The following is a 24013-nucleotide window of genomic DNA, read 5'->3' as shown; positions in this document are numbered from 1 at the left end:
CGCGAAGATGTCAAAGACCGGGTCGCCATTCTAACCCGGTGCAGGACCATGACAGGCGAGTGGTCGCTGGTCAGTCGTAAGCCGTGGTAAAATCTCGCAATCGTCGTCGCCTATACGATGGCAGGAGCGGCCCAAGCCCCCTGCGGCCCCGCGACGCATGGCGGCGGGCGGCGACGGCGCCTAGCTTGAAGAAGCGGAACGGGCCCCTCTGGCGTTCTCGCGGTCCGGCGTCCCCCTTCCTTGCGCCGGGTCGTACGACGCGATGTCGGACCGCAAGGGCGTGTCGATGCGGCGAAGCTTTCCCCTCCTGGCCTGTCGCATCGACCGCCCATTCTTTTTCGATCGGAGCCCGACATGCCTCTTTTGATGTGCCCCAACGACAACGCCGCCATGCAGACGCTGGAGCGCAACGGCGTCCAGTTCGACATGTGTCCCGAGTGTCGGGGTGTCTGGCTGGATCGCGGCGAGCTGGAAAAGCTGATGGCCGCCGCCGTCGAGGAGGGCCGCGCCACAGCCCCGGTCGCGCCCGCGCCGCAGGCCTATGCGCCGCCGCCTCAGCCCTATGCCCAGCCCCAGTCACAACCTCAGGCCCAACCCTGGGGCGGCGGGGCGTCACAGCCGTATCGCGGCGACGATCGAGGCTACCGGGGCGACAAATACCGCGACGACCGGCATCGCGACGACGACTATCGCTACAAGAAAAAGAAGCGCGACAGCATCTTCGACATCTTCGACTGAGGTCGGCTAGGCCGCCAGACCCGCCTGCTGCATGAGGCCTCTCAACGCCGCGACGTTTTGCGGCGCGGCGGTCAGGGCTGTGCGGACGTCGGGCGAACGCAGCAGCTTGATGGCCTCGGCGCGGGCGCGGTCGGCCACGGGGCCCAGCGGGCCGGCTTCACCGGTGGCCAGTTTCAGCAGGGCCGTCAGCTTTTGAGGCGCAGCCGCCTGGGCGCGGACGATCTGGGCGACCAGATGGGCGTCGGCCTCCAGATTGGCCCCGACCGCTCCTATGGCGTCCATGATCTGGGCCTGGTCGTGATCGGCCAGATGCGCGGCCTGAACCGAGCGTTGAAGCCGGGCCAGGGTCGCGAGTTTGTGCGAGGCGCTGGGGCCGCCCGGGACGGACTGGCGGATCTCGGTTTCGAAACGCAGCGAGCCGATGCAGGCGCTGAGCCACCGCGCGGCGGCGCGTTTGTTGGCCCCGCCGGTCACGTTCTCGCAAAGGCGGGTCAGCTGCTCGGCCTCGGCCAAGACCGTCGGGCAGGGGTTGACGTAGGCGCCGACGAAATCGGCCGTGACCAGGCTCTTGGAGCGTTCGACGAAGGCGGTCTGAACCTCTTCCAGCGTCAGCAGTCGCCCGGCCGAGGCCGTCAGGGCCATGGCCAGCAGACGCAGGATGTCGATCTCTCCGACCGGATCATGGGGGCGGAGGCGGCGCTGGCTGGTCAGTTCGCGGGTGACAAGGCGAGCCAAGGACGCGGCGAGAAGCGGAAACTCACCCGAGGCCAGATGCAGGCCCAGGCGCGCGGCCGGTCCCTCGACCTGGGGCATCATCAGGGCGAGGCGCGGGTCCATCCGTAACAGGGCGTCCATCTCGTCCGGCGCGACCATGCGCACGATGGCCGCCAGATTGGCGCCCTGATCCAGCGACGGGCCCAAAATCTCGGTCAGGTTGGTGCGCACGGCCAGCATTTCGGCGACAATCTGCTCGACCACCACCACGACCAGGGCGCGCGGCGGGCCGTCGGCGGGCGCGGCGTCCATCAAATCCATCAGGACGGTCAGGCGATCGCGGGCGCCGCGCCGATCCTTCAGCGCGCCGGCGACCACCCCGCCCATGCGCAGCGCCCGATCCGGCGCGCCGGTCAGCCGATGCGCCAGATCGGCGATAGAGCGGTCGTCCAGAGCGGGGAACAGGCCGTCGCGTCCGGCCTTGCGCAGGCGGGCCATCGCCTGTTCGATCAGCTTTTGATAGTGGCGCACGACCCCGTGCACCTCCTGGCCCGTGGCCTGGCTTTCGGGGACCGCGACCTTCTGGATGGCGTGCTGGAGCTCGACCCCGGCCGCCTCCAGCCGTTCGGCCACATCGGGACGATGCAGCAGTTCGAAGGCGGTCACGCCCTCGCGTTTCAGCCAGTCTTCCAGCACCCGGCCGATCAGGGCGCGGGCATGGGGCGAATAGAGTTCGGCCGGACTGCTGCAGGCCGGCGGGACAGCCTTGTCGGCGACCTTCTTCTTTCGCTCCTCAGGCGCGCCCAACGTCAGGATGGTCAGGGAGCTGAACTCCATCGTCTCGGGGTCCAGCGTCTCCTTGGTCACGCGCGAGGCGATGGCGAGACGATCCCGAAGCTGTTCTTCGGCGGTCTCGATGGCGTGTTTGCGGTCTTCGGTCGCGATCAGCAGCGTCCACGACGACGGGGCGCTCTTGCGGACATAGACTTCGTAATGGATCGGACCCGCCATGGGGCGATCCTGCATCCCAAGCCTTTAAGGCGAGGTTTTCGAAGGCGGAATGTTTCTGCCCGCGCCGGAGCGACGCGGTGCGCGCGTTGAAACGAGGCGGCGCCGTGACCATCTGGACGTCACCGAACCGCTTTCGGGTTGCAGGCGATTTTCATTCAGCCCGAAACGCCTTAGCCCTAATGTGACCGAGATCGAACGGTTACGCTTGCTGTGCGTTCTTGCTCGCGGGAACGTAAAGTTCAGGAGAAGACACCCTTGGCCAACATCACTCTGGTCGATGACGACGAGAACATCGTGGCGTCCGTTTCGCTGGCGCTGGAAAGCCATGGCCACAAGATCACCGCCTATCACGACGGGGCCTCGGGTCTGGCCGCGCTGGAATCCTCGCCGCCCGATCTGGCGATCCTGGACGTGAAGATGCCGCGCATGGACGGGATGGAGGTGCTGCGTCGCCTGCGCCAGACCTCGCAGATTCCGGTCATCATGCTGACGTCCAAGGACGAGGAGATCGACGAGATCCTGGGCTTCAACCTGGGCGCCGACGACTATATCCACAAACCCTTCAGCCAGCGTCTGCTGATCGAGCGGGTCAAGGCGCTGCTGCGCCGCACGGGCGCCGACGGCGGCGAACCGGAATCGGCGGCCGAGGTCTCGGGCCGGGCGATCAAGCGCGGCAAGCTGTCGATGGACCCGGCGCGCCACGAGTCGACCTGGGACGGCAAGCCCGTCAAGCTGACGGTGACCGAGTTCCTGCTGCTGCAGGCTCTGGCTCAGCGTCCGGGCTTCGTGAAGAGCCGCGACAACCTGATGGACGCCGCCTACGACGACCAGGTCTATGTCGACGACCGCACCATCGACAGCCACGTGAAGCGGATGCGCAAGAAGTTCCGCGCCGTGGACAATGAGTTCGACGCGATCGAGACCCTGTATGGCGTCGGCTACCGCTACCGCGAGAGCTGAACCGGGCGGGCGCGAGCCCGACGAGGAGCCCCAGCGCCGGCCGTTGTTCCGCTTCGGCGGATCGCGGCTGGGCGGCTTCATCCTGGTGCTCAATCTGCTCAGCCTGCTGATCCTGTTCGGCGGGGCGCTGGCGATCAACGAATGGCGTCCGGGCCTGATCGAGGCGCGTCAGGAATCGCTGACGGTCCAGGCCGAGCTGCTGGCCAATGTGTTGCGCGAAGAAGGCGTGACGCGGGGGGAGCCGACGCCCGAACTAGACCCCATCCGCGCGTCGATCTGGCTGACCGACCGGTTCATCCCGGCGGGCCAACGGGTGAGGCTGTATGATGTGAACGGCCTGTTGCTGGTCGACAGCTATCAGGTGACCGAGGCCATCGGCGGGCGGCCCCTGCCCGACGCGCAACCGGCGGGGGCGGCGACCGAGGACGCCGCCAAGGCCAATCTGCTGTCCGAGCGCCGGGTCGCCCGCGCCGACAGCGAACTGGCGGCCGAGGTGGCGGCGGCGCTGGACGGCTCGCCCCAATCGACCCTGCGTCGCAACGAATCCGGCGACCGCGTCGTCTCCGTCTCCATCCCGGTGCGCCATGTGCGCCAGGTGCTGGGCGTGCTGACCGTCGAGTCCGGGGACGTGGACGAAATCCTGGGCGCTCAGCGGCAGGCGCTGTTCCCGTTCGCCCTGGTGGCGCTGGGGGTCAATCTCCTGGGGTCGCTGCTGCTGCATCTGTTCGTGGCGCGGCCGATCATGCGGCTGTCGGCGGCGGCGGATCAGGTGAAGCTGCAACGCGCGCGGGCCATCTCCCTGCCGGACCTCGAGGATCGCAAGGACGAGATCGGCGATCTGGCGCGGTCTCTGGAATCCATGACCGACACCCTGTCGACGCGGATGGACGCCATCGAACGGTTCGCGGCCGATGTGTCGCACGAGATCAAGAACCCCCTGACCTCGATCCGTTCGGCGCTGGAGACCCTGCCGCTGGTCAAGACCGATGCGCACCGCGAGAAGCTGACGGCGCTGTTGCAGCAGGACGTGCGTCGGCTGGACCGGCTGATCACCGACATCTCCAACGCCTCGCGGCTGGATGCGGAGCTGTCGCGCGATCGACCGCGGCCGGTCGATCTGAACCGTCTGCTGGTCGATATCGTCGGCGTCTATGAGACGACGGCCAAGCCCGGCGACATTCCGGTCGTGCTCACGGCGCCCGAACAGGCCCTGCGGGTCATGGGGCGCGACGGGCCGCTGGGGCAGGTGTTCCGCAACCTGATCGATAACGCCCGCTCGTTCAGCCCCGCAGGCGGCGTGGTGCGGGTGACGCTGGAGGACATCGGGGACGATCTGCCGATCCGCGTGCGGGTCGAGGACCAGGGGCCAGGCATCCCGGCCGAGAACCTGGAGACGGTGTTCGAGCGGTTCTACACCTCGCGGCCCAAGGGGGCGGTGTTCGGCTCCAACTCGGGCCTGGGCCTGTCCATCGTGCGTCAGATCGTCGAGGCGCATGGCGGTCGCGTCCACGCCGAAAACAAGACCGAAGGCGGGGCGCGGTTCGAGATCGTCTTCCCGGCGGTCGGCCGCTGGTCGTGACCCCGGGCCAGCCAGTCCACGCCACCACCGTCGCCGTGCGCCGGCGCGGGGCCTGGCAGGGGGTGATGATCCTGGGACCGTCGGGCGCGGGCAAGAGCGATCTGGCGCTGCGGCTGATCGCGCGCGGCTGGCGGCTGGTCAGCGACGACTACACCCAGGTCTGGGCCTCGGACGGGGCCGTTCATGCGTCGGCGCCAGCCTCCATCGCCGGTCGGATCGAGGTGCGCGGCCTTGGAATCGTGGCCGCCAGAACACGCCCGGTCTGTCGCGTGGCGCTGGCCGTCGCCTGTGTGGCGGAAGGCGTCGAACGGCTTCCGGAGCCGCAGACACGGGCTTTCGCGGGGGTCGATCTGCCCCTGCTGGCGTTCGATCCGCGACCCGCCTCGGCCGTCGATGTGGTCGCAGCGGCGTTGGAGACGCTTTGAAACCCCGAAAGACGGGTCTATGACACGCCCCTTGCGGTCCATAGAGGGCGGCGTCCGGCCTCCCTTGCCGGGCGGGGGAATGCCTGGGACGGTTCGGGGCGGGATGCGAGTGAAGTCCTCATGATCGGTCTGGTGATCGTCACCCACGGCGGGTTGGCGTCCGAGTTTCTCTCCGCCATGGAGCATGTGGTCGGCCCGCAGCGCGGCGTCGCGGCCATCTGCATTGGCCCCGACGACGACATGGAGCGTCGGCGTCGCGACATCGTCGATGCGGCGGCGGCCGTGGATGACGGCGAAGGGGTCATCCTGCTGACCGACATGTTCGGCGGCACGCCGTCGAACCTGGCCATCTCGGTGATGGAACAGACCCGCGCCGAAGTCATCGCCGGGCTGAACCTGCCCATGCTGATCAAACTGGCCAGCGTGCGCGGGCGCGAGACGCTGGAATCCTGCGTGGCCCATGCGCAGGATGCGGGCCGCAAATACATCTCCGTCGCGTCCTGGGTGCTCGCAGGCGAAAAATGACCGTCACCGCGACCCTGAACATCTGCAATACGCGCGGTCTGCACGCCCGCGCCTCGGCCAAGTTCGTCAAACTGGCCTCCAGCTTCGAAAGTGAGATCCACGTCACCCGCGACGGCGTGACGGTGGACGCCCGCTCGATCATGGGCCTGCTGATGCTGGGCGCCGGCATCGGCTGCAGCATCGACATCTCCGCCGAAGGCCCTGACGCCGAAGAGGCGATGGAAGCTTTGACCGACCTGGTCGCCCGGAAGTTCGACGAGGATCAGTAGACCGAGGTCGGCGCTACGGGGTTTGACCCTAGGGCCATGGCTTCAACGCATCCCGATAATCGCCGAAAACGGACAGTGTGTAGGTCGCCTTTGGGTGGAAGCCGACGCTGGAGTTGTTGACCCCCAGCGCTTGCACGGAACTCTGGCGCTAGATGAAGGCGATTTGGGCCGCTGGTCGCGCTGTCGAGCGAACTAGCCGCTCTCTCTTCATGAACCGCTGATTGTCTTTGAGGGCCTCGCCAATACGTCTTTCGCGCCCAGTTTGATCGCTTCCTGAACCTCGCTGGCCTGAATAGCGAGCTGTCAGCACCATCACAGGCAAGGTCAGGGTGCTGGAGAGCGCCGAACCCCTGAAGGCGAGGCCTATTCTAATCGAGGATCATGGGGTGGGGGCGAGTGTCGGGGATGCGCTTGGCCGCATCGTCAAATCTGCGCGCCCGCAGGTTTGTTGTGATCCGGTCCGACGTCTCTGCCTTTTCGTGCGATGCGCCACATAAAGAAGATGATGCCGCAGACAAGGAACAGCGTGCAGAAGATGCTTCCCTCCGGGCCATCCGCGCCACCGGTGAGAAAGTCCGTTCCGGCTGGGGCCAGCGAGACGATGAGCGCGGGCACGCCCGCGTCGAGGCCGGTGACCGGTACGTCGAAGCCGGTGGCGATTATCCAGTTCCATCCCACGTGCCACCCCATCACGCCCCAGATGTTATTGGATGAGATGGACCACGCGCTCGCGAAGAGAGCGAAAAGCAGGATGTTGCCGGTGACGAGCCAGGGCTGACCCCGGGAGAAATGGAGCAGCGTAAAGGTAAGCGACGATAACAGGACGGCAATGACGAGGTTCGCGCGGCGCGTGATGACTGAGATGAGCCATCCACGGAAAATGATTTCTTCGATGCTGGCTTGAACGAGGAAGCCTACGAAGAGGCCAGCCATTGCGATGACTGCGCCAGAGGACTGAGCGGCCGGAAACAGTGCGCCAGGTTCGTAGGCGCCAGCCAACCAGATACAGGCTATCATTGCCGACGGCATGACGACGCCAACACCCAGGCCGCCATAGAATCCTTGCGCCGCACCGTCTCTCGTAAGACCGATTGTGCCGGCATTCCGCCGCTCGACGACGGCTATCCATGCGGCAACGGCGAGCAGCCAGGTGATGAAGGATACAACCAGCATCGCCGTGAGGCCCTGGGCGCCGACGAATTCGCCTTGTGCATCCACAAAGCCGAACCGCTCAAGAAAAAGAGTGGACGGAATCTCGGTGGCGATCGCGAGGGCGATGCAGATGACGGGGGTGAGAATCGCCCATGGTAGCCAGCCGCGCGCCGGTGATGTGCTGTAAATGGTTCTGAGGTTCATACCCGCAGACTGAAGCGGGTCGCGGTCCGGTTATAGAACGATCGTGTGCGTTCACGCCCACTGACGCAGGGCGGCGGTTTCGGGGTCGCCGCTGTTGGGCGCGCCTCATACAGATCCAGGACGATTGAGTCGTCGCCATTGCGCCGGCGTCAGGCCGTAGGCGCTTCGAAAGTGTCGCGTCAGGTGGCTCTGGTCAGAGAATCCGCTGGCAGCGGCGATTTCTGCAAGCGGGGTCCTGCCGTTCATCATGGCTCGCGCTGTGTCGAGGCGGCGGAAGATCAGATAGCGATATGGACTGACGCCCAGCAGCGCACGGAATCCGCGAGAGAGTTGCCAACGATCCTGTCCGCTGACGCGTTCGAGATCATCAAGTCGGACATTGCTGTCCGGGTGGGCGTCTATGAACGCTCGCGCCAGCGCCACCGCCTGGAGATCCACGCGCCGGTGATACGTCTGTTCACTCCCAAGCTCTGACAGCGCCTCCGCGAGGTCGAGCATGGCCTGATCATACTCCAGGCCACCTAGGGCTTGGTTGAGATCACCAATAAGGGCCGTGGCGGCCGCGTGCAGCCGCGCGTCGTCAGATACGCCCCCGGCAAGGAAAGGAAGGGCGCGTCCGCCGAGAGCCTCCTGAAGCGCGGACGGTGCGACGCTGGCGCTCCGGTACCGGAAGTGTCGCCCGTCCCCGGCGTGACCGTCATGAAGCTCATCCGGATGGAGAACGACGATCTGACCTGGCAGCGAATGGCGCCGCGACCCGCGGTAGGAGAAGCTCTGCACCCCCGCGACGGTTATGGCGATGGCGTATGTGTCGTGCCGGTGTGGACCGTAGGCTGCCCCGTTGAGGGACGCTTCAAACCGCTCGAAATCACCCGGCGCCCGCACGATCCAGCTAGGTTCGTCAAACGACATGCTGCTCCAACCCTCCTGACGACGTGAGTCGATGGGTGTTGGCGAAGATCATAAGGCAAAACGGACGGCCCGCAGCGGCCAAGCTGATCAGAGTCCGCATTGGGTCGAAAGCCAACACTGACCCATTGCCGACTTTTGGATATTGCGCTTGGGGCGACAGATCTGGGTCAGCCTTGCCTGTGGCTGCTGAAGAAGCGCCGAGCGGCCGCTAAAGCCCCAGCGTCCGACGCACGTCGCGCCAGTCGACGTATTTGAAGTTCTGCGTGCCCACGTCGTTGACGTCGTCCTGGATGACGACGAGGCCTTCGGGGAAGGGGCCGACTTGACCGCTTGCGGCCGCCAAGCCGTCGGTCCCGGTGACGCCGTCGACCGCGCCGTCCACGATCTTGAAGCGGCCCTTGTACTCGGGCGCCGGGCCGTCGATGCGCCAGACGGGGAAGGTGGAGTCGCCCTGGCTGGAGGCGATCAGATAGCGGCCTGAGGCGTCGGCGATGGTCGTCAGGCCTTCGGCGTCGGCGACCAGAATGTCCTTGGCGATGGGCTGGATCAGGGTGCGGGCCGCGCCCGAGGCCGGGTTCAGGCCATAGCGCCACAGGCCGACGTTCTCCTCGTTGATATAGAGGGCGTCGGTGCCTTCGTCGGCGGCGCAGCCTTCGGAGATGGTGCCGATCTCGGCGGTACGGACCAGACGCGCCGTGGGCCGGCCGGCGGCGTCTACGCCCAGGACGAACTGGCGCAGCTCGCCCTCATGGCCGACCAGGATGGCGTGAACCTCGGCCCCGCGACGCGCAAAGCAGAAGCCGTAGGGCTCGACCACGTCGGTGGCGACGGCGCCCCAGTAGCGCACGCCGTTCTGGCCGGTCCCGGCCGGGTCGAAGATGTAGAGGGAGATGCCCGTCTTGCCCGGCGTGCGGTCGCTGGCGCCCAGCACCACCTGCGGACGGCCGCCGACCGACAGGCCCTCGACCACATCGACATTGTTCAGCAAGCCCTCGGGCAGGAACTGCAGGATCTTGCCGTCGAAGCCGTAGATGTAGAGGCCGGATTTCTTGTCCGTGCCGGCGACGAAGCCGGGCGTGGATTGGCCCATGATCGTGACCGGCGAAGCGCTGGCCCAGACGGCGGGGTCGTCGGCGGCGTCCTGACCCGCCGTGCCGACCGACGGGGTTTCCAGCACGGCCATAACCGGGGCGCCCGGACCGACGAAGCCCGCGCCCTCGCCCTGATAATCAACCTCGTGCGTGGCGCAGGCGGCGAGCAGGGTCAAGGCGGCGCAGGCGCTCAGCGAGGGGGCGAGGGAAGGGCGCATGTCGGTCTCCGGACGATCTGGACGCGTCCCTGTGGCCAAGCCGCGTGTGGGTCAACGGCGAGGGCGTGACGGTTCGGCGTCGGTTCGATGACTGATGTTCCGTCAAGGGATCAAGCGTCGCCGTTCCGTCGGAAAACCGCGAACTGGGCGTCGTGGAATCGTCGCGGTCGCGTCGCCGCCCAAGGTTAAGCGGCCCCTCCATCGGCTGAAGCGAAACGTCGCTCGCCGAAGGGGACCTGACATGAAACTGAACCTGCTGATGGGCGCCGCGATCGCGCCGATGATCCTGGCGCCGCTGGCCATGCCCGCCCATGCCGATGTCGACGCCGTGGCCTCGGCATCAGCTGCGGTCGCCGGGGACGTGATCTACGGCCGGGTGACCAACGCCGCCGGCGCGCCCCTGCCGGGCGCCGAGGTTCTGGTGCGCGGCACCAGCCAGCGGGCCGTGACCAATACCCAGGGCGAGTTCACCCTGCCGACCGCCAGCGGCTCCATGGTGCTGGAGGTCAACTATCTGGGCCTGCCCTCGACCAGCCAGACGGTCGTGGCGACGCCGGGCGAAGACGCCAATGTCGCCATCGTCCTGGGCGCGCAATCGGCGACGGACGTGGCCGATGTGATCGTGACCGGCGTCATCACCGACGGCGTCGCCCGCTCGCTGAATCAGCAGAAGAACGCCGACGGCACGGTCAACGTCCTGTCGGCCGACGCCATCGGCCGCTACCCTGACCCCAATGTGGCGGAATCGCTGCAACGGGTTCAGGGCGTCGCCATCCAGCGCGACCAGGGCGAAGGGCGCTATATCAATGTGCGCGGCGCGCCGGCCGCCTTCACCGCCGTGTCGGTGGACGGGGTCGCCATCCCGGCCGTGTCGCCGACAACCCGCGCGGTCGATCTGGACACCCTGCCTTCGGACATCGTCTCCAGCGTCGAGGTGTCCAAGACCCTGACGCCCGCCCAGGACGCCGATTCCATCGCCGGGGCCGTGGACATCAAGACCCGCTCGCCCTTCGACAAGCGCCGCCTGGCCGTCAGCGGCTATGCGGGCGGCAGCTACAACGACTACGGCGGTTCGGACACACGCGCGGGCGCCACGGCGTCCAACGTCTTCGGCCCGGACCAGACCTTCGGCGCCCTGGTGTCGGTCAGCTATTCCGAGACCAACCGCCGGCCGGACAACGTCGAAAACGGCTGGGTTCTGATCAACCGCAACGCCGCGCAGGGCGGCGGCCAGATTTGGGGTCTGGAGAACACCCTGTTCAAGGACTACGAGACCGAACGGACCCGCAAGGCCGTGACTGGCGCGCTTGAATGGCGGCCCAGCGACGCCATCCGTCTGTGGGTTAAGGGCTCCTACGCCCAGTTCCGCGACGACGAGTTCCGCAACACGCTGAACTTCACCTACAGCGACGGCACGCTGCAGCCGGGTTCGACCGACACCAGCGCGACCTTCAACAACGCCCGCATCTACAAGCAGCTGCGTCACCGCACCCAGGAGAACGACATCTCCACCCTGGTGCTGGGCGGCGAGCAGACGTTCGGCAATGGAGCGGTTTGGGACGGCGCCCTGTCGTTCGCCAACAGCAAACAGACCTATCCGCACCGCGACGAGCTGGTCTACCGCTCCAGCGCGACGACCCTGTCCTACAACACGGCCGACCATTATCAGCCGACCTATTCGGTCTTCAGCGAGCCCACAGGCTTCTATCTGAACGCCAACAACTACAGCTTCCGCGAAAACACCTTCCGCTCGAACACCACCGAGCAGGACGATGTGGCGTTCAAGACCAATCTGTCGCTGCCCACCGTCATCGGCGGCCGCGAGATCGAGCTGAAGTTCGGCGCCAAATATAGCACCCGCGACGTCACGGCCGATGAAGAGCGGTTCCGCGACCGGAGCGCGGCCGCCAGCTCCGGCGCCCTGGCGCCGCTGCTGAGCGATCGTCCGTCGCGGAACTACGACTACAATCTGGGCTTCAAGTTCGATGCGGGCCTCGTGACCGACTATTTCGACCGCGTCCGCGCGGGCTCGACCAATCCCGATCCGGCCGCAGGCGTGCGCCGCATTCCGCAGTCGATCACCGCCGACTATACGGCGCAGGAAGATATTCTGGCGGGTTACGGCCAGGCCCGGTTCGATATCGGCGCGACCAATGTGCTGGTCGGCCTGCGTGTCGAGAAGACCGACTTCGAAGGCTCTGCGACCAGCGTGGCCCTGTCCGGCGCGCAGACTCCGGTCAAGGTCGATCGCGACCAGACCGACTTCTTCCCGAACCTGACGCTGCGCCACAGCTTCAGCGATCAGCTGGTCGGCCGTTTCGCCCTGACCCGCGCCATTTCGCGCCCGGACTATACCGACATCGTTCCGCGGGTTCTGGAAACCACCGACAGCGGCCGCACGACAGTGACGCGCGGCAATCCCGATCTGAAGCCGACCCTGTCGAACAATATCGATGCGGGACTGGAATACTATCTGCGGCCGCTGGGCGTCATTTCGGCCAACGCCTTCTACAAGGACCTGTCGAACTACCGCTTCACCCTGGTGACGGACGGCGTGCCCTATGTCACCCCGACCACCACGGTCGCCCAGGTCACCGAGGCCCGCAACGCCCCTGACGGCCATATCGCCGGCATCGAGTTCAACTGGCAGCAGACGTTCGACTTCCTGCCGGGCTGGGCGTCGGGCTTCGGCGTCTTCGCCAACTACACGCTGACGGATGCGGAGATCAAAACCAGCCGCGCCTTCGCCGGTCGCGACACCTTCGTGCTGCCGGGTCAGTCGGATGAGACCTATAACGCCGCCCTGTTCTACGAACAGTACGGCTTCAGCGCCCGGGTTTCCTACACGCACCGCAGCGACTTCCTGGAGGCGATCGACGCGACCAACCCCGGCAAGGATCTGTATGTCGAGGGTCGCGGCCAGCTGGACTTCACCGCCAGCTACGACTTCGGCAACGGGGTGGAAGTGTTCGGCGAGGCCAAGAACCTGACCGACAGCGCGGGCGTGCGCTACTATGGCGTCAAGGAGCGGACCTACGAGTACGAGAAGTTCGGCTACAACGTCTTTCTAGGCGTGCGCTTCAAGCTTTGAGCGCGCCGATCAGACATGACCGAAGGGGCCGGGCGGCGACGCTCGGCCCTTTTTCGTCGTCTGACCCTCTGCAATTGGTCGAAACGCGGCCCCATATGGCGTGCAGCGGTTGACCCACGCGGGGCCAACGCTAGTGTCCGCGCGCCTTTCCCCGCGCGCCAGAAGACCAGAGGATACCATGGCCGAAGCCACCGCCGCCTACGACGTCGTCATCATCGGCGGAGGCCCTGGCGGCTATAACGCCGCGATCCGGGCGGGCCAGCTGGGCCTGAAGGTCGCCTGCGTGGAGATGCGTTCGACGCTGGGCGGAACCTGCCTGAACGTCGGCTGCATGCCGTCCAAGGCCCTGCTGCACGCCTCGGAACTGTGGAACGCCGCTAATACCGAGTTCGCCAAGATCGGCATCGAGGTCCAGCCCAAGCTGCACCTGGACCAGATGCATAAGGCCAAGGACGACAGCGTCACCGCCCTGACCAAGGGGATCGAGTTCCTGTTCAAGAAGAACAAGGCCGACTGGATCAAGGGCAAGGGCAAGATCGTCGGTAAGGGCAAGGTCGAGGTGACCGCCGCCAACGGCTCGGTCCAGACGCTGGACGCCAAGAACATCGTCATCGCCACCGGCTCGGAGCCGACCCCGCTGCCGGGCGTCGCCTTCGAAGACGGCAAGGTCATCGATTCCACCGGCGCCCTGTCGCTGCCGGCCGTGCCCAAGAAGCTGATCGTGGTCGGCGCCGGCATCATCGGCCTGGAGCTGGGTTCGGTCTGGCGCCGTCTGGGCGCCGAGGTCACGGTGGTCGAGTTCCTGGACCGGATCACGCCCGGCATGGACACCGAGGTCGCCACCGCCTTCCAGCGCACCCTGACCAAACAGGGCATGAGCTTCAAACTGGGCGCCAAGGTCACTGGCGCCAAGTCGGGCAAGGACGGGGTGGAACTGACCGTTGAGCCGTCGGCCGGCGGCGCCGCCGAGACGATCAAGGGCGATGTGGTGCTGGTCGCCATCGGCCGTCGTCCGTTCACGGACGGTCTGGGCCTGGAGACCGTCGGCGTGACGCCGGACAAGCGCGGCTTCATCGACCATGACCACTTCAAGGTGGCGGATGGCGTCTGGGTGATCGGCGACGTGACCCACGGTCCGATGCTGGCCCACAAGGCGGAAGAAGACGCGGTCGCCGTGATCGACACCATCGCCGGCAAATACGGCCACGTCGATTATGCCCTGGTCCCCAGCGTCGTGTACACCTTCCCCGAAGTGGCCTGGGTCGGTCAGACCGAGGACCAGCTGAAGGCGGCCGGCGTTCAGTACAAGAAGGGCAAATTCCCCTTCACCGCCAACAGCCGCGCCAAGATCAATCACGAGACAGACGGCTTCGTGAAGGTTCTTGCCGACGCGGCGACCGACAAGGTGCTGGGCGTCCACATCATGGGCCCGCAGGCCGGCGAGATGATCCACGAGGCGGCCATCACCATGAGCTTCGGCGGTGCGTCGGAAGACATCGCTCGCACCTGCCACGCCCACCCGACCCGTTCGGAAGCCGTCCGTCAGGCGGCCATGGACGTCGAAGGCTGGATGATGCAGGCCTGATCCGAAACGGATCGCGACTTCAAGCAGGGCCCGGACGGCGACGTCCGGGCCTTCGTCACATCAGGCCAGACCCTTCAGCCGATAAAGCGCCTCCAGCGCTTCGCGGGGGGTCAGGTCGTCGGGGTCGACGTCGCGAAGCGCCAGTTCCACGGGCGAGGGGCCGCGCATCGGTTCCGGCTCGGCGACGGCGAACAGGGGCAGGTCGTCCAGGCGGGCGGCGGCGGCCTTTTCGCCTTCCAGCCGGTTCAGCACCGAGCGGGCGCGGGCGACGACGGAGGCGGGGACTCCGGCTAGTTTGGCGACCTGGACGCCATAGGAACGGTCGGCCGCGCCGGGCGCCGCCTCGTGCAGGAAGACCAGCTCGCCGTTCCACTCGCGCGCGACCATGGACAGGTTGCAGACGTGATCCAGCCGCGTCTCAAGCTGGGCCAGCTCGTGATAGTGGGTGGCGAACAGGGTGCGGGCGCGGTTGGTCTCGTGCAGGGCCTCGGCCGTGGCCCAGGCGATGGCCAGGCCGTCGTAGGTGGCGGTGCCGCGCCCGATCTCGTCCAGAACGACGAAGCTTTTCGGCGTGGCCTGGGTCAGGATGGCGGCGGTCTCGACCATCTCCATCATGAAGGTGGAGCGGCCGCGCGCCAGATCGTCGCCGGCGCCGACGCGGCTGAATAGCCGGTCCACCACGCCCAGCCGCATCGACCGCGCGGGCACAAAGGCGCCCGCCTGGGCGAGGATGACCAGAAGCGCGTTCTGGCGCAGGAAGGTCGATTTACCCGCCATGTTCGGGCCGGTGACGATGGCCAGGCGCGATCCGTCCTGGCCCGAACCGTCAAGCCGGGCGTTGTTGGGGGTGTAGGGATCGCCGCCCGCCTTGACCGCCGCCTCCACGACGGGGTGGCGGCCAGCCTCGACGCAGAAGGTCAGGGTGTCGTCCACGATCGGGCGGGTCGCGCCGACTTCCTGGGCCCATTCAGCGAGGGCGGCGTGGGCGTCCAGTTCGGCGAGCGCCTCGGCGACGGCCTGTAGCGGCTGGGCCAGGCGGGCGGCCTCGCGTCGCCAGCCCTCGAAGGTCTCGCCTTCGATGGCGAGAGCCCGGTGGCCGGCCTGGCTGATCTTGGCGTCCAGCTCCGACAGTTCGACAGTGGTGAAGCGGACCTGGTTCGCCAGGGTCTGGCGGTGGATGAAGGGACTGTCGGGACCGGCTCGGAGCAGGCCCTCGGCGGCCTTGGCGCTGGTTTCGAGGAAATAGCCCAGCACGGCGTTGTGCTTGATCTTGAACGGCACGCCGGACTCGGCGACGGCGCGGGCCTCCAGATCGGCGACGACGCGGCGGCTGTCGTCGCGCAGGGTGCGGGCGGCGTCCAGTTCGGGGCGATAGTCGGGGCGCACATAGCCGCCGTCGCGCGCCAGATGGGACGGCTCGTCCACCAGGCCGTCGATCAGGTCGGCCTTCAGCCGCGAGACGTCGGGCGACAGGGTCAGGCGGTCCAGCGCCGAGGCGATGCGGCGCGGCTGACCCGTCAGGGGATCGACTTGGCCCACGAACAGGCCGGCGACGCCCTCGGCGATCGACAGGCCGGTGCGCACGGCCGCCAGGTCGCGCGGGCCGCCCCGACCCAGCGCCAATCGTCCGACGGCGCGGGCGATGTCGGAGGAGGCCTTCAACGCGTCGCGCAGGTCGCGGCGTAGGTCGCGACGCTCCAGCAGCCATTCGACAGCGTCGAGTTGCTCATTGATGGCCAAGGGATCGCGCAGGGGCCGGGCGATGCGTTCGGCCAGGGCCCGGGCGCCGCCCGAGGTGACGGTGCGGTCGATGCAGGCCAGCAGGCTGCCCTCGCGCTCGCCCCGCTGGGTGCGATCGATCTCAAGGCTGGCGCGGGTCGCCGGGTCGATGGCCAGGAAGCCGCTTTCGCCCAGACGGCGCGGCGGGGCCAGGGCGGGAACCTTGCCGGCCTGGGTCGTCTCCAGATAGGCGGCGATCAGACCCAGCGCCGAGACCTCGGCCTCTTCGAAGGCGCCGAAGCCGTCGAGCGCCGAGACGCCGTACAGGCGTTCGACGCGGGCGCGCGCAGCCTGGGGTTCGGCGATGGCCGACGCCAGCGCCTGGACCACGCCGCCCGAGCCGTCCAGGGCGTCGCGCGTCGTCTCGTCCGAATACATCCGGTCGGTGACCAGGACTTCGGACGGGCGGAAGGCGGCCAGGGCCGCGCCCAGGTCTTCGATAGAACAGGCGACGCTGTCGACCGCGCCGGACGACAGTTCGACCACGGCGACGGCCGCCCGACCTTTACGCACCGCGACCGCCGCCAGACGGTTGGCGCCGCGCGCGTCCAGCAGGCTGTCTTCGGTCAGGGTGCCGGGGGTGACGACCCGGACCACGCCGCGATGCACCACGGCCTTGCCGCCGCGCTTCTTGGCCTCGGCGGGGTCTTCCAGCTGTTCGCAGATGGCGACCTTGTGGCCAATGCGGATCAGGCGGGCGAGATAGCCCTCCATCGCATGGACCGGCACGCCGGCCATAGGGATGTCCTCGCCCTGATGCTTGCCGCGCTTGGTCAGGGTGATGCCGAGCGCCGCCGCCGCGACCTCGGCGTCCTTGAAGAACAGCTCGTAGAAGTCGCCCATGCGGAAGAACAGGATGGAGTCCGGCTGGCCCGCCTTGGCCGTCAGATATTGAGCCATGAACGGCGTCGCGCCCTCCAGCGAGGCGGCGATTTCCGGGGGATGCCCATTATCGGGGAATTTGGCGGGCGCGTTCATGTGGCCACAGGGTGACGGATCGCGCCCGGCGGCTCAAGGCCGTTGACCGGCTCTTGCACAGGCTTGTCGGCCCTGCGATAGGCCGGGTCAGGCGGTTAAGGGAACACGGTGTGACGCCGTGGCTGTGCCCGCAACTGTAGGCGGCGAGAGCGTCGTCCGTCCGGGGTTTCGATCCCGGCGCCACTGGGCAACTGGGAAGGCGAGGACGGCGGTTTACGACCCGCAAGCCAGGAGACCTGGCCGCCGACGTCGCTCGCTCCTGTCCGGGACCAGACAGCAGCGCGGTTTCTCCGTGGAAGCGACCCGACCTTGCGCCGTCCAGACCTTTAAGCGGTCTGGCGGGTCGGTTCGCTCATGACGGTCTCTCGCGCGCATTCGCGGGACCGAACACGGGGGTATCGCTCAATGAAGCGTTCCATTCTTCTTTCGACGGCCGCGATCGCGGCCGCCTTCGCCGCGCCTGCTTTTGCCGAGGACGCGACCCAGCTGGACGAGGTGATCGTCACCGCCACCCGCATCCCGGCCATCGTCGCCGACACGCCCGGCGCCCGCGTCATCGACGGCAAGACAATCGAGCAGCGCGGCGCGATCTTCGCCGCCGACATACTGGCCGATGTGCCGGGTCTGTCGGTGACGCGCTCGGGCGCCTTTGGCGGCGTGGCCCAGGTGCGGATGCGCGGCGCGACGCCCGGCAAGACCCTGGTCCTGGTCGACGGCGCGCCGGTCAACGATGCGGCCGAGCCGAATGGCGCCTATGACTTCTCCAGCTTCGAGCTGGCCGATATCGCGCGGATCGAAGTGCTGAGCGGCCCGCAGTCGTCGCTGTGGGGATCCGACGCCATTGGCGGGGTGATTTCCTTCACGACGCAAGAGATCGACGGCCTGCGCGCCGAGGCCGAGGCCGGCAGCTTCGACACCGTGCGGGGTCGGGTGTCGGCCGGGGTCGCCAACGAGACCTACGCCTTCAGCGCCTATGCCTCGCGCTTCGACACCGACGGGATTTCGGCGGCGGACGAGGCGGACGGCAACACCGAAGCCGACGGCTTCCGTAGCACGACGCTCGGCGCCAAGGGGCGATATGTCCTGTCCGATGCGGTCAAGGTCGATGGATCGGTGCGCTGGAACAAGTCCAAGGCCGATATCGACGGCTTCCCGGCGCCGAGCTTTACTCTGGCCGACACCGCCGACACCCAGGAAAGCGAGCAATGGTCGGGCTTCGGCCGCGTGACGGCCAAGGCGTTCGGCCTGACGCATCAGTTCAGCGTCTCGGCGTCGGATTTGGATCGCAGCTCGGTCAGCGGCGGCTTCGGCTCCACCTTCACCGGCGACCGTCAGGCTTATCGCTGGCAGGCGAACGGCCAGGCGCAGGATATCGACTATGCGTTCGGCGTCGAACGCAACGAAACCTCGGCGGCCCTGTCGTCGGGCCTGTCGCGCGATCTGTCGATCACCTCGGTGTTCGGCGTGGCGCAATACGATGTCGGCGCGCTGAACCTGACCGGCGGACTGCGTTACGACGACACTGACGATTTCGGCTCCAAGACGACGGGTCGGGTGTCGGCGGCCTACGACCTGGCCGGCGGCTTCATCCTGTCGGGCGCCTACGGCACGGGCTTCAAGTCGCCGACGGTCAGCCAGGCGGTCTGCGACTTCTGCTTTGCGTCGCGGCCCTACCCCAAGCTGAAGCCCGAAACGGCCGACAGCGTCGAGATCGCCCTGGGCTGGGCCTCGGCCGACGGTCAGTTCGATGGGCGGGCGACCCTCTATCGCCTGAACGTCGAGGACCAGATTACGTATTCGGCCGGTCGCTACATCAACGTCGCCAAGACGCGTTCGGACGGGTTCGAGCTGGAAGGCCGCGCCCTGCTGGGCGGCGGCTTCGAACTGACGCTGGCCTATGCCTGGACCGACGCGACGGACCGCACGACGGGCGCGCGCCTGCTGCGCGTGCCGGAACATGCGGGTTCGGCGACCCTGGGCTGGACGGGCGACCGTCTGTCCGGTGCGCTGACGGTGCGGGCGGAAGGCGATCAGGACGATTCGGGCGGTTTCTCGACCGTGGCGCGCGACGGCTTCGTCACCGCCAATCTGAATGCGGCCTATGAACTGACCGACCAGGTCACCCTGACGGCGCGGATCGAGAACCTGGGCGACGAACACTATCAGCAGGTGTTCGGATACGGCGAGCCGGGACGGTCCGGCTATGTCGGGATCAGGCTGCGCTACTGATCCGGGCGCGGGCGTCGGCGGTGAAGGCCGCCGGCGCCTCGAGCGCCAGAGTCGCCCAGTCCAGATTGGGACAGGGGGCGTGGGCGGCGGCCAGGATGGCGCGCAGTTCGGCGGCGGAGGCGACGCTGGCCACGACCTTGTCGACGCCGGGCAAGGCCAAGGCGTAACCCAAAGCCGCCTGCATCGGATCGCAGCGCTGCTCGGCCAGACGCCGACGCGTGCGCGACAGGGCCTGGGCATGACTGGCCAGTTCGGCGGGCAGATCGTCGCCGCCGGCGAACAGCAGGCCGCCGGCGAAGACCGAAGACAGATGAACCGAGGCGCCTGTGTCGGCGATGGCTTCCAGAACGCCGTCCTGGGCCGCGCGCTGGTCCAGCAGGCTGCACGGCACCTGGACCACGTCGGCTTCCAGACGGCGGGCCAGAAGCGCGGGGCCGTCCTCGATCGTGGCGCAGAAACCGATGCGGCGGAACAGGCCGCGATCCTTCAGGCTGCGGGCGCGATCCCACAGGGCGCGGCCTTCGGCGCCGGCCAGATCGGCGGCGTTGGAAATCAGCAGAACATCGCCGCGCGGCAGGCCCATCCGTTCCAGCGAGCGACGAGCGCGGGCCTCGACCCGGTCCAGACCTTCGCTGAGCGCAACGGTGCGGACCGTAACCTGGAAAGGCGAGGGGAAGGGCCAGGCCTGACCCAGCAGGCGTTCGCCGTCGCCCTCGGGCCGGGTGGCGATCAGCTTGACCCCGGCGTCGGCTCCGGTCTGCAGCAGAAAGCGCATGGCTTCTTCGCGGGCGCCGGAGGGCGCGCTCATGAATGCGCCGGGCGCGCGCTCGGGCTCGGTCACCACGGCGAGGGCCAGGCGATGGATGGGCGACGACGCCGAAGGTGTGGCGGGGGAATACGACACGCCCGACACTATGATCGCCAATGCTTAAGGGACGCTGAGCGAGACCTTAAGCGAACCCTACTTATCCACCGCTGATATGCGCGCTGAGGCGAAAATCAGGCGTCGGCGTCGGGCTGCAAGTCCGGGTGGGCCGAGGCGAAGGCGGGGTGGGCCAGGGCGGTCTGTTCGACCGCCAGCAGACGCGGCCAAGGCGACAGGTCCATGTTGAAGCGCCGCGCCGAATACATCTGCGGAATCAAATAACAATCGACCAGAGTCGGGGCGTCGCCGAAGCTCCAGCCGGCGCCGTGGCGGGCGACCAGCGCCTCCAGCGCGTCGAAGCCCGGTGCGATCCACCGGGCTGCCCAGGCGTCCACGGCGGCTTGATCGGCGTTGAACTCAGACCTGATGGCCTTCAACACGCGCAGATTGTTGAGCGGATGAATGTCGCAGCCGATCAGCGCGGCCATGGCGCGCACGGTCGCCCGGTCGTTCGCCCCCTTTGGCAGGAGGGCCGGGTCGGGGCGGGTTTCCTCCAGCCATTCCAGAATCGCCGGGCTTTGGGTCAGGACCAGGTCGCCGTCTTGAAGTGCGGGGACCATGCCCTGCGGGTTCAGCGCCACATAGTCGGGCGTCTTCTGTTCGCCCTTGCGCAGGTCGTGAGCGGCGTTTTCGTAGCCGATCCCCTTGAGATTCAGAGCGATGCGAACGCGGTAGCTGGCGCCCGAGCGCCAGTAGCCGTGCAGGATCATGGCTGCACCTCGAAGCTGAGCGTCTCCAACCCGTCGATGGTCACGACCACGCGGTCGCCCGGCTTGACCGGGCCGACGCCGGACGGCGTCCCGGTGAAGATCAGGTCGCCGGGTTGCAGCGACCACAGGGCGGCGGCGGCCGCGATGATCCGGTCGGGGTTCAGGATCATGTCGTTCAGAACGCTGTCCTGTCTGGTTTCTCCATTGACGCTCAGACGGATGGCGCCGTCGGGCGAGGGCAGGTCGCCCAAGGTGATAGGGCCGCAGGGCGCGGACTGATCGAACCCCTTGGCGGCGTCCCAGGGGCGACCGGCCTTCTTGGCCTCGGCCTGAAGATCGCGGCGGGTCAGGTCGCAGCCGACGGCCCAGCCGACGATGGCGACGCCGCCATCCTTGCCCGGCCCGATCGCGGCGACCAGTTCGGCCTCGTAGTGCAGGTTTGCGGTCGCCGAGGGATAGGACGGGTTTGCGCCGTCCGAGACGATGGCGTCGCCTGGCTTGGTGAAGAAGAAGGGCGTCTGCTTGTCAGGGTCCGACCCCATTTCGCGCGCATGGGCGGCGTAGTTCTGGCCCACGCACAGAATGCGGCGAACGGGGAAGCGCTGGTACGATCCGACGATCGGCAAGGACGGGACGGGGCGGGGCGCAAACAGCCATTGGGTCATGGCGACCGTTCTAGTGCGGCGAAAAGCCCGTGGCGAGAGGCGCACGCCCGACCCACCTAAAGGAACCTCGTTGCGCATGTGGCGTTGCAACACGGGGTTCTCTATTCTACCGCCAAGCTTTCAACGGAGCGCGCACCATGGCCACCACCAAGGCTCGAGAAGATATCAAGGCCGACCTGAAGACCCTCAAGGAGGATCTGAAGACCGGCGCCCGCGAAGAGACCCAACGCCTGCGCGACAAGGCCGCCGAGGCCGAAGCCAAGCTGCGCGCCAAGAGCGACGAAGTCCGCGAGCAGGCCCGCAGCTATTATGACGAGGCGCGCGTGAAGGGCCGCGAATATTACGACGACGCCGCCGAACGCTTCGATGAGGCGCAACGCTATGTCGTCGAGCGCGTGCAGGAGCGTCCGCTGCAATCGACCGCCGTGGCGCTCGGCGTCGGCGTCATCCTCGGCATGCTGCTGGCCGGCCGCCGTCGCTGATGTTCAAGGGCATCGTCAAAAAACTGGTGGCGACGGCTGTCGTCGCCGCCAGTGCGTTTCTGGCCGTCGTCTTCCTGGGCGTGGCCATCTTCTATGCGCTCAGCCTGACGCTGACGCCGCTCGGCGCGGCGGCCGTGACGTTTGGTCTGTTCGCCTTGGTCGCCCTGATCGTGGCGCTGGTCTTCCTGAAGGGCGACAAGCACGACGACGCCGAAGAGGAAGATGAGCCTGAGGGCCTGCTGGGCAAGGTGCTGCACATCGTTCGCGAGCGTCCGATCGTCGGCGCTGTGGGCGGTCTGGGCGCCGCCTTCCTGTTGCTGCGCAACCCGGCTCTGGCGGCGATCGTCGCCAGCATGGTCGCGGATCGCAAGATGGATCAGGGCGGCTATTCGCGTCGTCGCCGTCGATAGGCGATGGAACGGCCAGGCGACCCTGGCGTTGATGATGCAGACCGACGAACGGCTCCCGTGTCGCCGACGGCAACATCAACTCAGGAGAGCTAAACCCATGATGCGCTGGGCAGTTATCTTCCTTGTCGTGGCGTTCGTTGCGGCCATCCTGAGTTTCGGAGTCGTTGCTGGCATTACTTTCGAGATTGCCAAGACTGTCGCGGTTGTCGCTATCATCCTTTTCATCGTCGCACTTGTGGCAGGTGGATTGAGAGGCCGTGGAGGGTCTTCCCGGTCGTAAGGCGGCAGGTCAATTTCTGATCAGGGGACGAGGCTTCAGCGTCGTCCCCTTTTTCACGTAAAGAATCGACCTGAAAAAGAACTTTACAAAACAAAGCAAATGAGTGATGTTGTCTCAACGGTTCGAGGAGGAGAGCATCATGACCCGCGAGACCCAAGCCATTCAGGACGACATCGCCTATATGCGCAGCCTGGCGCACGAGGGGCGGCATGCCCCCCTTCTGGCCGGGCCGATCCTAGTGACGGCCGGCATCGTGTTTGGAACGACCAGTTTGATCCAATGGGCCATCCAGTCGGGCCTCGTTCGGCTGAACCCTTGGTCCCAGCTGTGGGTGTGGATCGTCGCAGCCGTCGTGTTCGCCGTCGCCCTGACCGTCCTGATCGGCCGCATCAAGACCAAGCCCGGCGTCAACTCCGCCGGCAACAAGGCGGTCAGCGCGGCCTGGGAAGGCGTGGGCTACGGGATCTTCGTCACCTGGCTGGCGCTCGTCGCTCTGTCCTTCAAGACCGGCCAGTGGTCCTGGATGGCGGTGATGCCGACGGTGGTCCTGGTCGCCTATGGCTCGGCCTGGATGATCGGCGCGGCGATGACGCGGACGCGCTGGATGTCCTTTACGGCCTTGGCTTCCTACGTAGGCGCTGTCGCCGTCGCCTGGTTCATGGGCAGCGCCACGATCTATCCGGTCTTCGCCGTGATCCTGTTGGCCGTAGCTTTGGTGCCGGGCATCGTCCTGATGCGCCAGGAACCGTCGGAGGTGGTCTGAGCATGGCCGACGACTTCGACATCAGCCGGATCGACGACGTCATTCACGGGCGCATCCGGCTGGGGATCATGGCCTATCTGTCCGGGGCCGGATCGGCCGACTTCACCACCCTGAAGACCCGGTTGCAGACCACGGACGGCAATCTGTCGGTCCATCTGCGGAAGCTGGAAGAGGCGGGGTTCGTCGCCGTCTCCAAGAGCTTCAACGGGCGCAAGCCGCTGACGGAGGCCAGTCTGACCGATCAGGGACGCGACGCCTTCGTCGCCTATCTGGATGCAATGGCGGGCCTGCTGCCAGAGCGGTGAACATAGGCTAGAA

At 67.1% G+C, this 24013-nt stretch carries 21 protein-coding genes and 1 riboswitch; of the genes, 13 read left to right on the top strand and 8 right to left on the bottom strand.

Annotation, left to right across the window (positions count from 1 at the left end):
* Positions 1-354: 354 nt before the first annotated feature.
* Positions 355-738 (top strand): TFIIB-type zinc ribbon-containing protein, encoded by a 384-nt coding sequence (locus AC3WRC_RS06745; protein ID WP_492303326.1) that lies wholly within the window; start codon positions 355-357, stop codon positions 736-738.
* Positions 739-744: 6 nt separating this feature from the next.
* On the opposite strand, the gene AC3WRC_RS06740 is transcribed toward AC3WRC_RS06745, so the two are convergent.
* Positions 745-2463, bottom strand: a complete 1719-nt coding sequence (locus AC3WRC_RS06740; RefSeq protein WP_492303325.1) for a hypothetical protein — start codon at positions 2461-2463, stop codon at positions 745-747.
* A 255-nt stretch (positions 2464-2718) separates the two neighbouring features.
* Between AC3WRC_RS06740 and chvI the strand changes: the two genes are divergently transcribed.
* The 5 genes from chvI to AC3WRC_RS06715 all read left to right on the top strand — a co-directional run bounded on the left by chvI (position 2719) and on the right by AC3WRC_RS06715 (position 6221).
* A complete protein-coding gene (gene chvI, locus AC3WRC_RS06735) occupies positions 2719-3423 on the top strand; it encodes a two-component response regulator ChvI (protein WP_039243953.1) in 705 nt (234 codons plus the stop codon).
* Complete coding sequence (gene chvG, locus AC3WRC_RS06730) at positions 3392-5002, top strand: two-component sensor histidine kinase ChvG (protein WP_492303324.1); 1611 nt, start codon at positions 3392-3394, stop codon at positions 5000-5002. Before chvI ends, chvG begins: the two co-directional genes overlap by 32 nt.
* Entirely contained in the window at positions 4999-5427 is a 429-nt protein-coding gene (locus AC3WRC_RS06725) for an HPr kinase/phosphorylase (protein ID WP_174086695.1), read from the top strand. Before chvG ends, AC3WRC_RS06725 begins: the two co-directional genes overlap by 4 nt.
* 120 nt (positions 5428-5547) lie before the next feature.
* Complete coding sequence (locus AC3WRC_RS06720; RefSeq protein ID WP_017506133.1) at positions 5548-5952, top strand: PTS sugar transporter subunit IIA; 405 nt, start codon at positions 5548-5550, stop codon at positions 5950-5952.
* Positions 5949-6221, top strand: a complete 273-nt coding sequence (locus AC3WRC_RS06715) for an HPr family phosphocarrier protein (protein WP_492303323.1) — start codon at positions 5949-5951, stop codon at positions 6219-6221. The genes AC3WRC_RS06720 and AC3WRC_RS06715 overlap by 4 nt, the downstream gene beginning before the upstream one ends.
* 423 nt (positions 6222-6644) lie before the next feature.
* On the opposite strand, the gene AC3WRC_RS06710 is transcribed toward AC3WRC_RS06715, so the two are convergent.
* The 3 genes from AC3WRC_RS06710 to AC3WRC_RS06700 form a co-directional block, all read right to left on the bottom strand.
* A complete protein-coding gene (locus tag AC3WRC_RS06710) occupies positions 6645-7577 on the bottom strand; it encodes a CPBP family intramembrane glutamic endopeptidase (RefSeq protein ID WP_492303322.1) in 933 nt (310 codons plus the stop codon).
* Positions 7578-7682: 105 nt separating this feature from the next.
* Complete coding sequence (locus tag AC3WRC_RS06705) at positions 7683-8489, bottom strand: AraC family transcriptional regulator (RefSeq protein WP_055754379.1); 807 nt, start codon at positions 8487-8489, stop codon at positions 7683-7685.
* 208 nt (positions 8490-8697) lie between these two features.
* Positions 8698-9798 carry a phytase gene (locus tag AC3WRC_RS06700; RefSeq protein WP_492303321.1) on the bottom strand — a complete coding sequence of 367 codons (1101 nt, stop codon included), beginning with the start codon at positions 9796-9798 and terminating at the stop codon, positions 8698-8700.
* 241 nt (positions 9799-10039) lie between these two features.
* Between AC3WRC_RS06700 and AC3WRC_RS06695 the strand changes: the two genes are divergently transcribed.
* Positions 10040-12889, top strand: coding sequence for a TonB-dependent receptor (locus tag AC3WRC_RS06695; RefSeq protein ID WP_492303320.1), 2850 nt, complete (start codon positions 10040-10042; stop codon positions 12887-12889).
* 178 nt (positions 12890-13067) lie between these two features.
* On the top strand, positions 13068-14474 hold the full coding sequence (gene lpdA / locus AC3WRC_RS06690) for a dihydrolipoyl dehydrogenase (RefSeq protein WP_492303319.1): 1407 nt from the start codon (positions 13068-13070) through the stop codon (positions 14472-14474).
* 60 nt (positions 14475-14534) lie between these two features.
* Here lpdA and mutS read toward each other — a convergent pair whose 3' ends face one another.
* Complete coding sequence (gene mutS, locus AC3WRC_RS06685; RefSeq protein ID WP_492303474.1) at positions 14535-17153, bottom strand: DNA mismatch repair protein MutS; 2619 nt, start codon at positions 17151-17153, stop codon at positions 14535-14537.
* 128 nt (positions 17154-17281) lie between these two features.
* Positions 17282-17490, top strand: a riboswitch (cobalamin riboswitch).
* 146 nt (positions 17491-17636) lie between these two features.
* On the opposite strand from mutS, the gene AC3WRC_RS06680 reads away from it, so the two are divergent.
* Complete coding sequence (locus tag AC3WRC_RS06680; protein WP_492303318.1) at positions 17637-19460, top strand: TonB-dependent receptor plug domain-containing protein; 1824 nt, start codon at positions 17637-17639, stop codon at positions 19458-19460.
* Here AC3WRC_RS06680 and AC3WRC_RS06675 read toward each other — a convergent pair.
* The 3 genes from AC3WRC_RS06675 to AC3WRC_RS06665 form a co-directional block, all read right to left on the bottom strand.
* The gene (locus AC3WRC_RS06675; protein ID WP_492303317.1) at positions 19444-20364 is read right to left on the bottom strand and encodes an aldo/keto reductase; all 921 of its coding nucleotides are present in this window, start codon (positions 20362-20364) and stop codon (positions 19444-19446) included. The genes AC3WRC_RS06680 and AC3WRC_RS06675 overlap by 17 nt on opposite strands.
* A gap of 95 nt (positions 20365-20459) precedes the next feature.
* On the bottom strand, positions 20460-21095 hold the full coding sequence (gene maiA, locus AC3WRC_RS06670; RefSeq protein WP_055807603.1) for a maleylacetoacetate isomerase: 636 nt from the start codon (positions 21093-21095) through the stop codon (positions 20460-20462).
* Complete coding sequence (locus tag AC3WRC_RS06665; protein ID WP_492303316.1) at positions 21092-21760, bottom strand: fumarylacetoacetate hydrolase family protein; 669 nt, start codon at positions 21758-21760, stop codon at positions 21092-21094. The genes maiA and AC3WRC_RS06665 overlap by 4 nt, the downstream gene beginning before the upstream one ends.
* Before the next feature lie 137 nt (positions 21761-21897).
* On the opposite strand from AC3WRC_RS06665, the gene AC3WRC_RS06660 reads away from it, so the two are divergent.
* The 4 genes from AC3WRC_RS06660 to AC3WRC_RS06645 all read left to right on the top strand — a co-directional run bounded on the left by AC3WRC_RS06660 (position 21898) and on the right by AC3WRC_RS06645 (position 24000).
* Entirely contained in the window at positions 21898-22242 is a 345-nt protein-coding gene (locus AC3WRC_RS06660; RefSeq protein WP_017506144.1) for an ElaB/YgaM/YqjD family protein, read from the top strand.
* The gene (locus AC3WRC_RS06655) at positions 22242-22652 is read left to right on the top strand and encodes a hypothetical protein (protein WP_492303315.1); all 411 of its coding nucleotides are present in this window, start codon (positions 22242-22244) and stop codon (positions 22650-22652) included. Before AC3WRC_RS06660 ends, AC3WRC_RS06655 begins: the two co-directional genes overlap by 1 nt.
* A gap of 419 nt (positions 22653-23071) precedes the next feature.
* Positions 23072-23695 (top strand): hypothetical protein, encoded by a 624-nt coding sequence (locus AC3WRC_RS06650; protein WP_492303314.1) that lies wholly within the window; start codon positions 23072-23074, stop codon positions 23693-23695.
* A gap of 2 nt (positions 23696-23697) precedes the next feature.
* Positions 23698-24000 (top strand): winged helix-turn-helix domain-containing protein, encoded by a 303-nt coding sequence (locus AC3WRC_RS06645; RefSeq protein WP_039243973.1) that lies wholly within the window; start codon positions 23698-23700, stop codon positions 23998-24000.
* The last annotated feature ends 13 nt before the right edge of the window (positions 24001-24013 follow it).

It is taken from the genome of Brevundimonas sp. EU05-FHT14B07 (genome assembly GCF_058790795.1).
The sequence above is the reverse complement of the archived record's forward strand: the minus strand, read 5'-3'. Positions and strand labels throughout refer to the sequence as shown.

Excerpts from the sequence above, each read along its gene's own strand:
- AC3WRC_RS06660 (WP_017506144.1), top strand. The coding sequence starts at position 21,898 with ATGGCCACCACCAAGGCTCGAGAAGATATCAAGGCCGACCTGAAGACC.
- AC3WRC_RS06695 (WP_492303320.1), top strand. The coding sequence starts at position 10,040 with ATGAAACTGAACCTGCTGATGGGCGCCGCGATCGCGCCGATGATCCTG.
- AC3WRC_RS06715 (WP_492303323.1), top strand. The coding sequence starts at position 5,949 with ATGACCGTCACCGCGACCCTGAACATCTGCAATACGCGCGGTCTGCAC.
- AC3WRC_RS06740 (WP_492303325.1), bottom strand. The coding sequence starts at position 2,463 with ATGGCGGGTCCGATCCATTACGAAGTCTATGTCCGCAAGAGCGCCCCG.
- AC3WRC_RS06665 (WP_492303316.1), bottom strand. The coding sequence starts at position 21,760 with ATGACCCAATGGCTGTTTGCGCCCCGCCCCGTCCCGTCCTTGCCGATC.
- AC3WRC_RS06745 (WP_492303326.1), top strand. The coding sequence starts at position 355 with ATGCCTCTTTTGATGTGCCCCAACGACAACGCCGCCATGCAGACGCTG.
- AC3WRC_RS06645 (WP_039243973.1), top strand. The coding sequence starts at position 23,698 with ATGGCCGACGACTTCGACATCAGCCGGATCGACGACGTCATTCACGGG.
- lpdA (WP_492303319.1), top strand. The coding sequence starts at position 13,068 with ATGGCCGAAGCCACCGCCGCCTACGACGTCGTCATCATCGGCGGAGGC.
- AC3WRC_RS06700 (WP_492303321.1), bottom strand. The coding sequence starts at position 9,798 with ATGCGCCCTTCCCTCGCCCCCTCGCTGAGCGCCTGCGCCGCCTTGACC.
- maiA (WP_055807603.1), bottom strand. The coding sequence starts at position 21,095 with ATGATCCTGCACGGCTACTGGCGCTCGGGCGCCAGCTACCGCGTTCGC.
- AC3WRC_RS06720 (WP_017506133.1), top strand. The coding sequence starts at position 5,548 with ATGATCGGTCTGGTGATCGTCACCCACGGCGGGTTGGCGTCCGAGTTT.
- AC3WRC_RS06650 (WP_492303314.1), top strand. The coding sequence starts at position 23,072 with ATGACCCGCGAGACCCAAGCCATTCAGGACGACATCGCCTATATGCGC.
- chvG (WP_492303324.1), top strand. The coding sequence starts at position 3,392 with ATGGCGTCGGCTACCGCTACCGCGAGAGCTGAACCGGGCGGGCGCGAG.
- AC3WRC_RS06680 (WP_492303318.1), top strand. The coding sequence starts at position 17,637 with ATGAAGCGTTCCATTCTTCTTTCGACGGCCGCGATCGCGGCCGCCTTC.
- mutS (WP_492303474.1), bottom strand. The coding sequence starts at position 17,153 with ATGGCTCAATATCTGACGGCCAAGGCGGGCCAGCCGGACTCCATCCTG.
- AC3WRC_RS06710 (WP_492303322.1), bottom strand. The coding sequence starts at position 7,577 with ATGAACCTCAGAACCATTTACAGCACATCACCGGCGCGCGGCTGGCTA.
- AC3WRC_RS06655 (WP_492303315.1), top strand. The coding sequence starts at position 22,242 with ATGTTCAAGGGCATCGTCAAAAAACTGGTGGCGACGGCTGTCGTCGCC.
- AC3WRC_RS06705 (WP_055754379.1), bottom strand. The coding sequence starts at position 8,489 with ATGTCGTTTGACGAACCTAGCTGGATCGTGCGGGCGCCGGGTGATTTC.